Origin of the sequence: Mesorhizobium sp. LMG17149, assembly GCF_024518695.1 — a bacterium.
GTDB lineage: Bacteria > Pseudomonadota > Alphaproteobacteria > Rhizobiales > Rhizobiaceae > Mesorhizobium.
Map to the genome: position 1 here is coordinate 351,713 of NZ_JANIFL010000002.1, position 15,643 is coordinate 367,355.

Consider the following 15,643-nt stretch of genomic DNA (forward strand, 5'->3'; position numbering starts at 1 on the left):
TGATCGTGACTGCACGATCATGCATGCCGCGAAGACGATTTGGAGACCTCCCATGCGCGCCCAGCCCACGGCATCTCACTATGTCAACGGACGCTACATCGAGGACGAAGGCGGCGCGCCGCTGCCGGTCATCTATCCGGCAACCGGTGAGACCATCGCCATGCTGCGTTCGGCGACGCCGAACGTGCTGGAACTCGCCGTCGAGGCGGCGCGGGCGGCGCAGCCCGCCTGGGCGCGGCTGAAGCCGGTCGAGCGCGGGCGCATCCTGCGCCGCGCCGCCGACATATTGCGCGCCCGCAACGCCGACCTCGCCCGCATCGAGACACTGGATACAGGCAAGGCGATCCAGGAAACGCTGGTGGCGGACGCCCCATCGGCAGCGGACTGCCTTGAATATTTCGGCGGTGCGGTTGCCGCCTACAATGGCGAGTCGGTCGATCTCGGCGGACCCTTCGCCTACACAAGGCGCGAAGCGCTCGGCGTCTGTGTCGGCATTGGCGCCTGGAACTACCCGATCCAGATCGCCGGCTGGAAATCGGCACCGGCGCTCGCCATGGGCAACGCCATGGTGTTCAAGCCATCGGAAAACACGCCGCTTTCAGCACTCGCACTGGCCGAGATCTACAGCGAGGCCGGGCTGCCTGACGGCCTGTTCAACGTAGTGCAAGGCTATGGCGATGTCGGCGCCGGGCTTGTCGGCCACGATGTCGTCGCCAAGGTCTCGGTGACCGGCTCGGTGCCGACCGGCCGCAAGGTGCTGTCGCTGGCCGGCTCGAAGATGAAGCACGCGACGATGGAACTCGGCGGCAAGTCGCCGCTGATCGTGTTCGACGATGCCGACATCGAGAACGCCATTGGCGGCGCCATGCTCGGCAATTTCTATTCGACCGGGCAGATCTGTTCCAACGGCACGCGCGTCTTCGTGCAGAGCGGCATTCACGACCGCTTCGTCGAGCGTCTGATCGAGCGGACCAAGAAAATCCGCATCGGCGACCCGCTCGACCCCGAAACCCAGATGGGGCCGCTGGTTTCCAAGGCGCAGCACGACAAGGTAGTGGGCTATATCGAGATCGGCAAGCAGGACGGAGCAACGCTTGCCTGTGGCGGCAACGTGCCTTCGCTGCAGGGTTTCCAGGGCGGATTCTTTGTCGAGCCAACGGTGTTCACCGGCGTCACCGACACAATGCGCATCGCCCGCGAGGAGATTTTCGGGCCTGTCATGAGCGTGCTGAAATTCGACGGTGAGGACGAGGTGATCGACCGCGCCAACGACACCGAGTTCGGCCTTGCCGCCGGCGTCTTCACGCGCGACCTGCCGCGCGCCCACCGCGTCATTGCCGAGCTGCAAGCCGGCACCTGCTGGATCAACGCTTACAATCTGACGCCGGTCGAAATCCCGTTCGGCGGCTTCAAACAGTCGGGCATCGGACGTGAGAATTCATTGGCGGCGCTGGCACTCTATTCGCAGCTGAAGTCGATCTATGTCGAGACGGGCGACGTGGCGAGCCCGTATTGATCAACCCTCTACGCCTTCGGGTCGGCCGTGCTGTCCAGATACTGGGTCAGCGCACAGACCAGATGATAGAAGATGCTGGCCGGCACGTCCGATGCCAGTGAGCGGCCGCGCTCGTCGATGCGGTCGATCCACAGGCCGAGCGGCGCCGGGTCGATGTGCCAGCGAAACAGCCGGCCGACGCGCGCTTCGATCTCGGGCTTCAGGTCCGGCCCGCCCGAACCATCCAGCGCGATAGCCGCCTTCACCGCTTCGGCCTGCGGCCAGCTGCGTGATATCAGGTCGAGCGGCAGGCCCTGCCGCGAGACGGCGCCATAGGCAAGGCCGGTGGCGCGGTTGAGGCCATTGGCAGTGGCCGACGCGTAAAGTTTTCTGGCAAAGCCGCTCAATTCGGCCTGGCCGCTGCGTCCAGCGAAATCGACCAGCAGCGAGGCCCACTCGAAATGGTGGCCAGGCTCGGTCCATGACCCTTTCTCTCCTGCGGATGGCTTCCATTCGGCATCGAAATACTCGCCAAGCGTCCAGCTTTCCGGATCGAAGAAATGACTTCGGAAGAGGTCGATGATGCGCGCTGCGCGGCGCAGATGGGCGCGCTCGCCAGTCGCCTGATGCCAAGCGAGGAAGGCCTCGAGCAGATGCATATGCGGGTTGGAGCGGCGCTCGCCTTTGCCGTCCGATGTCTCGAGGAAGCCGGTCATGCGGCTGTCTTCGAGATGCGCATCGAGAAAGGCGAAGGTTTCCTCGCCGAGGCGCAAGGCGTCTGGATTGCCAGACATATGCGCATGCGCGAGCGCCAGGAGCACGCAGGAATGATCGTAGGCATCCTCGGTGGCGTCGGCGACCGAGCCGTCGACATTCAGCGTGCGAACCCAGCCGCCCTTGTCGGTGCGGCCCTTGCCGGCCATGAAGGCGATGCCGTGGTTGATCAGCCGGTCGGCCGGACCGTCCCAGCCGCGCGCTCGGGCGACGGCGAAAGCATAGACCTGCCTTGCCATGGTGCGCATGCGCTTGGGCTTCATCAGCGGCGAGGCGTCCAGGCCGAGCGCTTCGTGAAAGCCGCCATGGCGTTCGTCGACCCCCGATGTCGACCACAGCGGCAAGGTCTCCTGAAACAGCCAGTGATGCACGCGCCGGCGCCAGGCACCGCTTTCGATGACGCGGTCATGCGCCGGCGTGAACCTGGTTTCCAGGCGACCCGATTTTTCGAGCTGCTCGACGATCTTCTTGACGTGCTGGCTGTGGCTGACCGGGGCGACGAAGGTGGCATCCGATGTCGAAACGATGGCGATGTCCTTCATGCCGATCGCCGACAGCAGGCGGCCATCACTGCGAATGTAGGAATTCTCGCAATCGATAGCGACGACATCGCCGATGATGACATTGCCCCGGTCGTCGGCGGGGCCGACATCGAGCAGCGACTGCCAGGAGCCGAGATCGTTCCAGCGGAAGCCGGCCGGCACCATGGCGATGTCTTTTGCCCGCTCCATGATGGCGTAGTCGATCGAGTTCGACGGAATGGCGGCGTAGAGTTCTAGCGGCATGTAAAGGCCGGACAGATCCGATGTCGCTGCCCTGTAAGCTGCTTCGGTGGCCAGCCAGATATCCGGCTGGAACGCTATGAAGGCATCACGCATGGCGACGGCGCGAAACAGGAAGATACCGGTGTTCCAGTAGAAATTTCCGGCCTTGAGATAGCTTTGCGCAGTCTCAATATCCGGCTTTTCGACGAAGCGCGACACATCGAAGGTGCCGCCGCTTTCGGCCGCGACCTCGATATAGCCGTAGCCGGTCTCGGGCTGTGTCGGCTTGATGCCGAACACCACCAGTCGTCCACTACGCGCTGCCTCGGTGCCGGCTTCGACGCTCTGCCAGAATTGGCGCGGGGTCGATATCTCATGATCCGACGGCACCACCAGCACCAGGCTGTCACCGAATTCGGACAGCGTGCGCAGCGTCGCCAGTGCGACGGCGGCGGCTGTGTTGCGCCCGGTCGGCTCGAACAGCGGACCGCCGCCGGCGAGGTCGAGACCAGCAAGATCGGCGTGAACGCGATCAGCATGGCGCTCCGCGGCGATCAGGAAGATCGGCGTTTCGCCTTCCGGCCGGGCCGTCAGCCGACGCAAGGTCTTGGCCAGCATCGAGCCATCGCCGGACAGATCGTGGAACTGCTTGGGGTTGTCCTCGCGCGACAGCGGCCACAACCTCGAGCCGACGCCGCCGCTCATGACAAAACTGACAATCCGCTCGGTCATTCAACTACCATTCAAAAGGTCTGGTTGTAGGCGCCCACCTCGGGGCTGCGGCGCAGCACGGCGTCGACAGCCTCGAACATCTCCCGTCGACGCTGCGACGACACCGGGCTTTCGACCACCACGACCAGTTCCGGTTTGTTCGATGAGGCGCGCACCAGCCCCCAGGTGCCGTCGTCGGCGACGACGCGCACGCCGTTGACGGTGATGAGGTCTGCGATCTTCTGGCCAGCGAAAACCATTCCATCCCGCTTCATGACCTGAAAGTCGGCAACCACCCGCTCGACAACGCCATACTTCACGTCGTCCGCGCAGTGAGGCGACATGGTCGGCGTGCCGAAGGTCAGCGGCAGGGCGCGATAAAGATCGGCCATCGAATTGCCCAGGCTGCGATCCAGCATTTGGCAGATGGCGATGGCAGTGACCAGCCCGTCGTCATATCCGCGCCCGATCGGCGGATTGAAAAAGAAATGACCCGACTTTTCGAAACCGGCGACAGCACCGAGTTCGGCGACGCGGCGCTTGATGTAGGAATGGCCGGTTTTCCAATAGTCAGTGACGGCGCCATTGGCGCGCAGCATTGCGTCGGTATGGAACAGGCCGGTCGATTTGACGTCGACGACGAAGGTCGAGTTGGGATGCTGGCTGGAAATATCCCTTGCCAGCATCACACCGACCTTGTCGGCAAAAATTTCATTGCCTTCATTGTCGACGACGCCGCAGCGGTCGCCATCGCCGTCGAAGCCAAGGCCGATGTCGGCGCCTGATGCCAGCACCTTGTCCCGGATGGCATGCAGCATCCGCATGTCCTCGGGATTGGGATTGTAGCGCGGAAATGTATGGTCGAGCTCGACGTCGAGCGCGATGACCTCGCAGCCGATGCGCTGCAACGCCCGCGGCGCGAAGGCGCCGGCGGTGCCATTGCCGCAGGCTGCGACCACTTTCAGCTTTCGGGCGATGCGCTTGTCGCGGGTCAGATCGTCGAGATAGGTCGCGCGAAAGTCGCGGATGAAATCGTAGGAGCCGCCGCCGACGAGATCGAAATCACCTGCCAGCACGATCGCCTTCAGCGCGCTCATCTCTTCCGGGCCGAAGGTCAGCGGCCGCGCAGCACCCATCTTGACGCCAGTCCAGCCATTTTCGTTGTGCGAAGCGGTGACCATGGCGACCGAGGGCGTATCCAAAGCGAACTGGGCGAAATACGCCATCGGCGACAACGCCAGTCCGATGTCCCTCACCCGTGCGCCTGCGGCCATCAAACCGGACACCAGGGCCAGTTTGATCGACAGCGAATAGGAGCGGAAATCATGCCCGGTGACGATATCGGGACCGGCGCCGAGACGGCGGATCAGCGTACCAAGCCCCATGCCGAGCGCCTGGACGCCGATCAGATTGAGTTCCGGTCGTTGCGCGGAGCCGGGATGGCCGAACCACCAGCGCGCATCATATTCGCGAAAGCCGGATGGCTTGATCAGCGCTTCGGTTTCGAATTCGAAACTGTTGGGCCGGGCGTCGCCAACGATGCTGAAAGACAAGACTGGAAACTCCGAATGGCAGAAATTACGAATTGTCGAGGGCTGCGGCTTAGCACACAAGGCTTTAGGCCACGTTTATTCCGGAAGGGAATCCGGGCCTTTCGGGCAATGCTCGACGAAAGCCGACGAAATGCGACAGAAGTGCCGCCGTGCCGCTTGCAGGAACCAAGTGTGGCGGCTATAAGCCCGCGGTCTGGTCACGGAGTGTAGCGCAGCCTGGTAGCGCACCTCGTTCGGGACGAGGGGGTCGCAGGTTCAAATCCTGCCACTCCGACCAGAGAAAACAAAGAGTTAGCGCATCCCGACTTCGGCGCTCCACCTGCCCCTCAAGCGAGACTACTCGCGTCCCCCGTCAGTCGGATGGGCGAATTTCTATTCGCCGTGCCTCTGTGACTCGGCCGACAGCGATGCCTGTTGCACTGGACAGTAACCAGACGGTCCAACCGGCCGCCTGATGCTTTCATGCGTGCGCTCGCGGACAGATTCTGGAAAGATCCTGACGGATACGCGCGTTTCCGCTCAGCGGAGGCCAAAAAAGCTCAAGATCGCTATCACGATGACTACAGCTCCAACGAGCCAAATGATGTTGTTCATGATCTCTCTCCTGTTGCCTGGGGAAGCCCGCGCCTCTGGCGGAGAACGCGGGCCGACCAGCCTTTGCCGACTGATCTGCAGCAGACACCAAATCGTGATCCGGCTGCGAGAAATAAACCATCAGGCACGCCTAATGTTCCGTCGTGCGTCCCATGATCATAGGCGCCGGCATCATCACCACGACAGCACTGTCGTGACAGGTTTCGTCCTAACCCATCGGCACCATCCCGTGGTGATCGAACGACGGGTACCGACGCAGGGATCCGGCCCCGATTCTTGATGGGAGTCGGGTCTTGATGGGAGTGGGGCCACGAGAGGCCTTTGGCACGCATCCCAATCATGCCCGCAACCAGACTTAAGTCCAGCCCCTGCCCGACCGAAGTCCAGGTTGGAAACGCTTGCCCTTGCCCCAAATTCGGGTGGTGGGCGAAAAATGATCAATGAAAAACTAAAGAGCAGCAGCATGTCGAACCGTGAGACCAAGAAATCCCATGCCCTGGGCATACGCATGACAGAGATCAAAGCCAGGATGCAGGAAGCCCAGATTACCGAAGACGAGATGAAGACCTTCCAGAAGGTCGCGGCCATCATGGAGGGCGACGAGGGCCGAATCGAGATTGACGACCTGATTGCCGCGTCATTCCTCACCGACACGACGCTGAACAGCCAGAAGCGTTAAGCGACCATGCCGACGATTAGCAGACTTTTTGATTCCCCCGCCGATGCGGCGCGGGTCGCCAGCGACTTGGTGGCGGCCGGAATTCCTCGCGTACAGATCGCCATCATCGGGCCTTACAATGACGAAGTGGGATCTCTTTGGCTTTCTGCCGTGGGATCGTTGCTTGGCGCTGCCGCCGGCGGGTTGGCCTGCCTGAGCGCCGTTGCGGCCTATGGCACCAATCCTGTTGCTGCGAGCGTGCTGCCAACAGCGGTGGCGGGCGCGGTCTGTGGCAGCGTTGCCGGCGGTCTGTTTGGAACATTCGCCATGGCCGCCATGAAGGCGGATGATCAAGACGTTGCCGAGGGGGTGGTTCTGGTGATGGCGCATGTCGATGAAAATGACGCCGACATCGCTCAGACAGTGCTCGGCGGTTGCCCCCCGTCGACGTTCGTGGCCGAAGCAGCGTAGGAAAGGACCGCCCGACGTCGCCGGGACGGGCTCTCTGCGTTCATCAGCGATTGAACCCAACACGCGCCAGATAGCAATTCGAGTGGCAGAGAATGTTCCTGCGCCGGACGCAAAGGCTGGCCGGTGGCAGGTTTCTTCGCGGGCCGCATATTTTGACGAAAAGGTCCGTCGGCTTTAGGGTCGATGGACCTGATGGAGTCAGCGAAAACGGCGGGCCGAGTGCGACATGAATTTGAATTCAACCACAGCCCCGCCCTTGATTCTTGTGATGACGCTGGTTCTCGTCGCTGGCTGTTCATCGCTCGGCAGAACCGTCGATGCAGCGAAATACGATTCGATGACGTGCACCGACCTCAACAGGGCGATGGGAGACGTCGCCCGTGACATCTCGCAAACGGCAATCACGCGCGGCAAGGTGGCCAGCACCAATGTTCCACGCTGGCTGCTTGGCGGCTCACGCGTGAAGACGGCGGTAGCCAACCGTGAAACAGCCAGGATCGACCGGCTTAAGCAGCAACAGGATGCCATTGCCGCTGTGCGAGCACGCAAGTGCCCCAGGTCCGCGAATTGAGCGGACAGCCAATGCCTCGGTGCGGAGCCCGGTTCAGGCGCTCAGGCGAAATCGCGTCACGTCGATCGCCGCGGCCATCAGCGTCTGTGTGTAGGCGTGCCGCGGATCGCTGAAGATCGCCTCGGTCGGCCCTTCCTCGACGATCTTGCCCTGTTTCATGACGATGATGTAGTCAGCCATGGCGCGCACGACCGACAGATCGTGGCTGATGAAGAGATAGGACAATTCGTGGTCCGCCTGCAGCTTGCGCAGCAGTTCGACGATCTGTTTCTGCACAGAGCGATCGAGCGCCGAGGTCGGCTCATCCAATACCACCAGCCTGGGCTTCAGGATCATGGCGCGAGCAATGGCGATGCGCTGCCGCTGGCCGCCGGAGAATTCGTGCGGGTAGCGATTGCGTGCGTTGGGGTCGAGGCCGACCTCGCGCAAGGCGTCGACCGCGCGTTGATCACGCTGCTTGCCCGAAAGATCAGGCTCATGCACCAGAAGTCCTTCGGTGATGACCTGGCCGACGGTCATACGCGGCGACAGCGAGCCGAACGGGTCCTGGAAGACGAGCTGCATCTGGCGCCGCAGCGGCCGCATCGCCTGCCTGTCGGCTTGGGAAATGTCGCGATCGCCGAAACGGATAAGCCCGTCGCTCGGCAACAGCCGCAGCAAGGCGCGGCCGAGCGTCGACTTGCCCGAGCCGGATTCACCAACGATGCCGATGGTCTGGTTGCGCTGCAGCCGGATCGAGATGTGATCGACGGCACGCAGCATCAGCGGTTCACCAGCAAGAAACCCGCCGCCAATCCTGAACGTCACTTCGACATTTCTGCCTTCGAGCAGCACCGGAGCATTGACGGGCGGCGGCGCCTTGCTGCCGGCCGGCTCGGCCGCCAGCAGCATTTTCGTGTAGGCATGCTGGGGATTGACGAAGATGGCCTCCGCCTCCCCCTCCTCGACAACCTCGCCCTGGCGCATGACATAGACCCGGTCGGCAAAGCGGCGGACGATGCCAAGATCGTGGGTGATGAAGACGATCGCCATGCCGAGCTTGCGCTGCAATTCGGCCAGAAGCATCAGGATCTGCGCCTGGATGGTCACGTCGAGCGCCGTCGTCGGCTCGTCGGCGATCAATATGTCGGGGTCGTTGGCGAGCGCCATCGCGATCATCACACGCTGGCGCTGGCCACCGGACATTTCATGCGGATAGGATTTCATCCGCCGCTCGGGATCGGGAATATGCACCAGCCGCAGCAGCTTGAGCGCCTCTTCCCGCGCCTCGGCGGCATTCAGGCCCCGGTGCCGGCGGATCGGCTCGATCAACTGATTGCCGATCGAATAGAGCGGATCGAGCGAAGTCATCGGCTCCTGAAAGATCATGCTGATCTTTCGGCCACGAACCTGGTTGAGCTCGGATTTGCTAAGCGTCAGAAGATTGCGACCGCGATAATCGACGCTGCCTGTCGCTTCGCCATTCGATGCCAGCAGGCTCATCGCCGCCATCATCGTCTGGCTTTTGCCGGACCCGGATTCGCCAACCACGGCAACGGTCTCGCCCGCATTGACGTGGATGCTGATGCCCTTCACCGCCTCGACTGCGCCGTCGAGCGTGCGGAAGCGGACACGCAGATCCTTGACGCTGAGGATCGTTTCGGAAGCAGCCATCTTAGCGATCCCCATCTTTATCGATCTCTCGGGTCCAGTGCGTCGCGCAGGCCGTCGCCGATGAAGTTCAGCGCGAACAGCGTGGAGACGAGGAAGAAGGCGGGAAACAGGAGCAGCCAGTTGGCGGTGCCGATGTTCTTGGCGCCGACCGAGATCAGCACGCCCCAGCTGGTCATCGGCTCCTGCACGCCGAGGCCGAGAAACGACAGGAAGCTTTCCAGGATGATGACCTGAGGCACCAGCAGCGTCATGTAGATCACCACCGGGCCGAGCAGGTTGGGGATGACGTGGCGCAGAAGGATACCGCGCTGGCCGACACCCATGGCTTCCGCCGCCTGGACATATTCCTGCCGGCGGATCGACAGCGCCTGGCCGCGCACGATGCGCGCCATGTCGAGCCACAGCACGGCGCCGACCGCCAGGAACATCAGCACGAAGTTGCGGCCGAAAAACACTACCAGCATGATGACGAAGAAGATGAAGGGCAAGGAATAGAGCACGTCGACGATGCGCATCATCACCTCGTCGACCTTGCCGCCGGCAAAGCCGGCAGCGGCCCCGTAGACCACGCCGATGACCACCGCCACGACACCCGCGAGCAGGCCGATGGCCAGCGATATGCGCCCGGCCATCAGCGTGCGCGACAACAGATCCCGGCCGGTGTTGTCGGTGCCGAACAGGAAATACTGCTGCTTGATCGAGGCGCTCATCGTCACTTCGAGACCGTCGGGCGACTTGCTCTCGATCTTGGTGCCGTCAAAGGCATCGGAACGGTCGAGATAACGGATGTTGCGATCGTCGATCGGCCTGGTCGACTTGACGGTGACGAAGACCTGGTTGCCTTCCTGCCGCCACTCCTTGATGTCGACCCGCATGCGCTTGATCGCTTCGGTAAGCGCCGTCTCGATCATGTCGGCCTTCGGATAGGCTGACAGGCTTGGCGGCATACGCACATAGTCGGCATAGATGGTGGTGTATTGATGCGGCACGAACCACGGTCCGAACACGCTGACGACACCGATCAGGGCAAGGTAGTACAGGCTGAACATGGCGGCGCGATTGGCCTTGAGCCGCGCCCAGGCGTCCCCCCAGAGCGAACGGCCGATGACGGTGGGGGCTGTGGCTGCGATGTCAGTCATAGCGCACCCTCGGATCGACGACCGCGTACATGACGTCGACGATCAGGTTGAAGACAATGGTAAAGATGGCGATCACCACCACCGTTCCCATCACCAGCGTGTAGTCACGATTGAGCGCGGCATCGACGAAATAGCGGCCGACGCCTGGAATGGAGAAGATCGTCTCGACAATGACCGAGCCGGTCAGCAATGCCGCCGCCGCCGGACCGGTGAAGGAGACGATCGGCAGGATGGCGCCGCGCAGCGCGTGCTTGACCACCACCGACCAATCGGACAGGCCGAGCGCGCGCGCCGTGCGGATGTGGTGGGACCGCAAGGATTCGATCATCGAGCCACGCATCAGCCGGGCGACGATGGCGATCTGCGGCAGAGCGAGCGTCAACACCGGACCGACCTTGTTGATGAAAGCGCCGTCGCCCCACCCACCGATCGGCAGCAGCCTCCAGGTCAGCCCGAACAGGAGTTGGATCACCGGCGCGATGACGAAGGTTGGGATGGTGCTGCCGGCCGTCGCCAGCGCGATCACCGTATAGTCGCCAAGCTTGTTCTGGTTAAGCGCCGCAATGGTGCCGAGCACACAACCGAGCAGCAGCGCCAGGACGAGCGCCGAGGCACCGAGCTGAACCGATATAGGCAGGCCCTTGGCGAAGAGTTCGGTGACGGTGAAGTCCGGCATGTTGTAGCTCGGGCCGAAATTGCCGCGCAGCAGATTGCCGAGATAATGGACGAATTGCAGCCAGAGCGGATCGTTGAGGCCGAACTGGGCTTCGAGATTGGCCCTGATCTCGGGGCTCAGCCCCCGCTCCTGGTTGAATGGGCCGCCCGGCGCGACGCGCATCAGGAAAAACGCCATGGTCACGATGACGAACAGCGTCGGGATGGCGGTCAGAAGCCGCCGTAATACGTATCGCAGCATCGGTGCCCCGCTTGACCCAGAGCAACGCGCGTCCAGCTGGACGGTTGCGCTCTAGCCTTCAAATCTTCGCACCGACATGCCGAAAATCGATTCCGGTTCCCGGGCCGATGCGATGGCAAACCAGCACCGCCGCGCATCTCGTTGCGCGGCGGCCCGGCTAAGGATCAGTCCTTGCTGATGAAGCGGGACGGATGGATGTCCATCACATTGTCGTCGAAGCCATGCAGCTTCGAGGAAACGATGTCGTGGAAGCTGTAGTAGAGAAGCGGAATGTTACCGACGTCATCGACAAGGATGCGCTCGGCCTCAGTGAGGTCCTTCATGCGCTCTTCCGGTTTGCCGCCGGCAGCCGCAGCCTTGTCCATGGCCGCTTCATATGCCGGGCTGACATAGCTCGAATAATTGTTGCCGCTGGCCTTGCGGGTGATGCCGAGGAAGGTCTCCGGATCCTTGTAGTCGGCGATCCAGGCGGCACGCGCCACGTCGTAGTCGCCCTTCTGCTCGAGGAAGGAGTAGTGGGTCTTGGTGTCGGTGTTGACGAGCGAGACGTCGATGCCGAGCGGCTTCAACTGTTCCTGGATGGCGACGGCCGTGTTCTTGTGGTTTTCCGAAGTGTTGTAGCGGATCTCCATCTTCAATGGATGCTCGGGCGTATAGCCGAGTTTCTCGAGGGTCTTCTTGGCAGCGTCCTCGCGGTCGATCTGCGACATGTCGGCGTATTTGGCCATTGCCGGCGTGTAGCCCGCGATGCCCGGAGGCACCATCGAATAGCCAGGCAGCATCGAGTTCTGCCAGACCTTCTCAGCGAGGAAATCGCGGTCGATCGCCATCGAGATGGCGTTGCGCAGTTCGACATTGTCCCACGGCGCCTTGTCGGTCTTGATCGCATAATAATAGGTGCCGAGATAAGGTCCGACGCGGATCTGGTCGCCGAACTTGGTCTTGAGGTCAGCGAGCTGTTCGGTCGGCAGGTCGCCGTAGCTGTCGAGTTCGCCGGCCTCGAAGCGCTTCATCGCCGATGAGCGGTCTTCGGTCGGGATATAGTTGACGACGTCCATCTTGACGGTCGCGGCGTCCCAGAATTTCGGATTCTTGACCAGCTTCATGTGGTCGTTGGGAATCCACTCGGCCAGCGTATAGGCGCCGTTCGAAACGAGATTACCCGCCTTGATCCAGTCGGCGCCGAGCTTGTCGATCGAAGCCTTGTTGACCGGATAGGCGGCCTGGTGGGTCAGCATCTCCAGGAAGTAAGGCGTCGGCGCCTTCAGCGTGACTTCGAGGGTATTTGCGTCAATCGCTTTGACACCCATATCCTCCGGCTTGCCCTTCTTGGTGTTGACGTCCTCCGCACCCTTCACCGGGTACAGCATCGAGGCGTATTCGGCAGCGGTGGCCGGGTCTTCCAGCCGACGAAACGAATAGACGAAGTCGTCCGCCGTCACCGGGCTGCCATCCGACCAGAGGCCATCCTTGCGCAGCTTGAAGGTGTAGACAGTCCCGTCGTCTGACACTGTCCAGCTTTCGGCCGCGCCCGGAATGAGGTTCGTCTTCTGGTCATGCATGACCAGGCCCTGGAACAGGTCGCGTATGATATCGGCTTCGTAGACGGTCGAGGTCTTGTGCGGATCGACCGTCTCCGCTTCGGCGGCGCTGCCTCTGTTATAGACGGTCTCGGCGAAAGCCGGCGTGTAGAAGGTGCCGGCGGCCAGCGCCATGGTCGTGGCGAGCACCGTCGCCTTCAGCATGTTTTTCAGCATGAAGTTCTCCCTGTCGGCGCTGCCGTTGGCGCGCCTATTAAGTGTTGACGCCCTGAAGCCGATATCTGACCCCTTTGAGCGCGCCGCTGGTTCCCGTCCTGCGGCTCGTGCCCAGACACTAACGCGGAGAATTTTTATTTCAACAGACTCTCTGGGTCACCCAAAGTAAGGCGGACGAAAGCTATGGCGTGGCCGCTGAAACAGCAGCCGAAACCAGAAGCTTGACTTGGTTTCTTCACCTCGACGCCATTTTTCACCGCGAATCGGAGCCATGCCAGTTTGCCGGAATGTCTTAATGCGTTCTTAAGCAACCTGGGGTTACATTATGAGTACCTTCTATATGGTTCGAACTTCAGACGCGTGGCGGCTATGAGTAACAGAGCAAGTAAATTGCCCAAAATCCGTCAATTAATGCGGAAACTTCAAGAAGAACACGGCACTTCTGCGGTCGAATTTGCCTTGCTTTCACCGATTTTCATTCTTCTTCTACTCGGAATGGTTGCATATGGTATATACTTCGGCGCCGCCAACTCGATCCAACAGATCGCAGCGGATGCCGCCCGCACGGCAATTGCCGGGTTGAACCAGACCGAACGCCAGACGCTCGTAGCCAGCTTCGTCACCAACAATGCCGGCGGATATCCCTTCGTGGATGTCAGCAAGTTGACCTACCAGGCCAACGACAGCACGGCTGATGGAAGCCAGTTCGTGGTTTCCATCCAGTACGACGCCCGCAACCTGCCGATCTGGAACCTTTTCCCGGGCATAGCCATGCCCGGGACCACGATCAAGCGCCAGTCAACGATCAGGGTCGGGGGCATTTGAATGCTGCTGCATGCGTGCAATGGGATCGGTCGGCTTGCCCGGTTGATGCTGAGTGACAGGAAAGCGAACTTCACCGTCATGGCGGCATTGAGCGCGCCGGTGGCGCTGGCGCTGGCCGCGGTGGCCATCGACGAAGCCTCGATCTACACCGAGCGCCGCGAAGCCCAGGCAATGGTGGACCTGGCGGCGATCACCGCCGCCTCGAACATGACCAATGTCAACACCGCGGTTGTCACCACACTGACCGACAACGGCATGCCAGGGGTTATCGTTCAAAGCTCGGGACAGACGATCGAGCCGGCGGCCGGCAAAACCGTCGTGACGGTCACGCCCGGGCGATATGTGGCATCCGGCGCCAATGTGGGCCAGCGTTTCCAGGCCAGCGTAACACCCTACAATGCCGTCCATGTCACCCTGAAGAAGATCCCGGCCCGCTATTTCGCGAGTTCGCTGATCCCAACTCCCGTCATCGGCACCCAAGCCATCGCCAGCATGACGCCGCAGGCGACGTTCTCGGTCGGATCGAGGCTCGCCAGCCTCGATGGCGGTATCCTCAACGCGCTTCTCGGCGGACTTCTCGGCAGCAACATCTCGCTCAGCGTCATGGACTACAACGCGCTGCTCTCCGCCGATGTGAGCGTGCTCTCCTTCGTCGACGGCCTTGCCACACAGTTGAACCTGACCGGCGTGTCGTATTCGGATGTGCTGGCATCGAAGGCGACCGTCGGCCAGATCGCCACGGCCATGGCCAATGTGCCGGGGCTTGGCAACACGGCCAAGGTCGCCCTGCAGACGATCGCTTCCAAGTCGACCAGTACGGTCCAGATCCCGCTCAGTCATCTGATCGATCTCGGCTCCGTCGGCAAGTTGGGCCTCGGTCAAAAGCCGGCCGGCCTTGGCGTCGATGCCAGCGCGATGGGCATGCTGACCGCCGCCGCCGGACTGGCAAACGGTTCGAAGCAGGTCGACGTCGCCCTCGGCGCCGCCATTCCGGGGGTGCTGTCGACCACGCTCGCCATCGCCATCGGCGAACCGCCGCAATCCTCGCCATGGCTGGCGGTTGGCGAGGTCGGCGCCATTGTGCGGACGGCGCAGACCCGCATCAAGCTAATAGTGAAGATCGGGGGCGGTAACAAAAATGTCGGAGGCGGTATCACCTTGGTATCGGTCAGTTTGCCCCTGCATGTCGAAGTCGCCTATGCCGAGGCCAAGCTCATGGACATAAGTTGTCCAACAGGCCCTGACAGTATCAAGGTCACCGTTGCTACACGTCCCGGTATCGTCGAAGGACATCTCGGTGACAGCAGCAGCGCCGGCTTTGCCGATTTCACCAATAAGGAGACGTTTTCCAACACCGAAATCGCGGCCGTGAAACTTCTGCTCATCCCCGTGGTGTCCGTAGTGGGCTCAGCGGCGTTTAACATGGCCAATAACCCCGCGACGACGCTGACTTTCAACAAGGCCGACATCGATGCCAAGACGATAAGGACCGCTTACACGCAAAATTTTACCCAATCGTTGACTACGTCGCTGGTCAGCGGCCTGTCGCTGACGGCGAATTTACTCGGCCTGCCGCTGAATCTTGACGCCCTTCTGGGATTTGTGAAGCCGCCGGTGGTGGCACTTCTGAACAGCGTGGCGGCCCCGATCGATACCTTGCTTGCCAACCTGCTTGGAGCCCTTGGCGTGCGTCTCGGCGAGGCGGATGTCCGGGTCACCGGCGCGACTTGTGGACGCTCCGTGCTGGTGCAGTAGAGCAGTC

Annotated in this window: 12 protein-coding genes and 1 tRNA gene; 7 read left to right on the plus strand and 6 right to left on the minus strand. The window is 61.8% G+C overall.

The genetic code is table 11. The annotated features are described in order from the left end of the window. The first annotated feature begins 52 nt into the window (after nucleotides 1–52). Nucleotides 53–1,516 carry a betaine-aldehyde dehydrogenase gene (gene betB, locus NP945_RS05015; protein ID WP_127327173.1) on the plus strand — a complete coding sequence of 488 codons (1,464 nt, stop codon included), beginning with the start codon at nucleotides 53–55 and terminating at the stop codon, nucleotides 1,514–1,516. An 8-nt stretch (nucleotides 1,517–1,524) separates the two neighbouring features. On the opposite strand, the gene NP945_RS05020 is transcribed toward betB, so the two are convergent. Together NP945_RS05020 and NP945_RS05025 are read right to left on the minus strand one after the other, a co-directional pair. Further along, the gene (locus NP945_RS05020) at nucleotides 1,525–3,765 is read right to left on the minus strand and encodes a mannose-1-phosphate guanylyltransferase/mannose-6-phosphate isomerase (RefSeq protein ID WP_256745727.1); all 2,241 of its coding nucleotides are present in this window, start codon (nucleotides 3,763–3,765) and stop codon (nucleotides 1,525–1,527) included. An 11-nt stretch (nucleotides 3,766–3,776) separates the two neighbouring features. Further along, nucleotides 3,777–5,297, minus strand: a complete 1,521-nt coding sequence (locus NP945_RS05025) for a phosphomannomutase/phosphoglucomutase (protein WP_256745728.1) — start codon at nucleotides 5,295–5,297, stop codon at nucleotides 3,777–3,779. A 200-nt stretch (nucleotides 5,298–5,497) separates the two neighbouring features. On the opposite strand from NP945_RS05025, the gene NP945_RS05030 reads away from it, so the two are divergent. The 4 genes from NP945_RS05030 to NP945_RS05045 all read left to right on the plus strand — a co-directional run bounded on the left by NP945_RS05030 (nucleotide 5,498) and on the right by NP945_RS05045 (nucleotide 7,591). Continuing rightward, a tRNA-Pro gene (locus NP945_RS05030) sits at nucleotides 5,498–5,574 on the plus strand. 825 nt (nucleotides 5,575–6,399) lie between these two features. Next, nucleotides 6,400–6,570, plus strand: coding sequence for a hypothetical protein (locus NP945_RS05035; protein WP_306283062.1), 171 nt, complete (start codon nucleotides 6,400–6,402; stop codon nucleotides 6,568–6,570). Nucleotides 6,571–6,576: 6 nt separating this feature from the next. Further along, on the plus strand, nucleotides 6,577–7,020 hold the full coding sequence (locus NP945_RS05040; RefSeq protein ID WP_256745729.1) for a hypothetical protein: 444 nt from the start codon (nucleotides 6,577–6,579) through the stop codon (nucleotides 7,018–7,020). Nucleotides 7,021–7,246: 226 nt separating this feature from the next. After that, nucleotides 7,247–7,591 carry a hypothetical protein gene (locus NP945_RS05045; protein ID WP_256745730.1) on the plus strand — a complete coding sequence of 115 codons (345 nt, stop codon included), beginning with the start codon at nucleotides 7,247–7,249 and terminating at the stop codon, nucleotides 7,589–7,591. A gap of 33 nt (nucleotides 7,592–7,624) precedes the next feature. On the opposite strand, the gene NP945_RS05050 is transcribed toward NP945_RS05045, so the two are convergent. The 4 genes from NP945_RS05050 to NP945_RS05065 all read right to left on the minus strand — a co-directional run bounded on the left by NP945_RS05050 (nucleotide 7,625) and on the right by NP945_RS05065 (nucleotide 13,056). Then, the gene (locus NP945_RS05050) at nucleotides 7,625–9,244 is read right to left on the minus strand and encodes an ABC transporter ATP-binding protein (protein WP_256745731.1); all 1,620 of its coding nucleotides are present in this window, start codon (nucleotides 9,242–9,244) and stop codon (nucleotides 7,625–7,627) included. Nucleotides 9,245–9,261: 17 nt separating this feature from the next. Further along, nucleotides 9,262–10,383, minus strand: coding sequence for an ABC transporter permease (locus NP945_RS05055; RefSeq protein WP_256745732.1), 1,122 nt, complete (start codon nucleotides 10,381–10,383; stop codon nucleotides 9,262–9,264). Further along, entirely contained in the window at nucleotides 10,376–11,299 is a 924-nt protein-coding gene (locus tag NP945_RS05060; RefSeq protein ID WP_127322904.1) for an ABC transporter permease subunit, read from the minus strand. The genes NP945_RS05055 and NP945_RS05060 overlap by 8 nt, the downstream gene beginning before the upstream one ends. Before the next feature lie 164 nt (nucleotides 11,300–11,463). Next, nucleotides 11,464–13,056 (minus strand): peptide ABC transporter substrate-binding protein, encoded by a 1,593-nt coding sequence (locus NP945_RS05065; RefSeq protein WP_128307836.1) that lies wholly within the window; start codon nucleotides 13,054–13,056, stop codon nucleotides 11,464–11,466. Nucleotides 13,057–13,467: 411 nt separating this feature from the next. Between NP945_RS05065 and NP945_RS05070 the strand changes: the two genes are divergently transcribed. Beyond that, nucleotides 13,468–13,881 carry a TadE family protein gene (locus tag NP945_RS05070; protein ID WP_164748810.1) on the plus strand — a complete coding sequence of 138 codons (414 nt, stop codon included), beginning with the start codon at nucleotides 13,468–13,470 and terminating at the stop codon, nucleotides 13,879–13,881. After that, nucleotides 13,882–15,636, plus strand: coding sequence for a TadG family pilus assembly protein (locus tag NP945_RS05075; RefSeq protein WP_127267928.1), 1,755 nt, complete (start codon nucleotides 13,882–13,884; stop codon nucleotides 15,634–15,636). It abuts the gene before it with no gap. The last annotated feature ends 7 nt before the right edge of the window (nucleotides 15,637–15,643 follow it).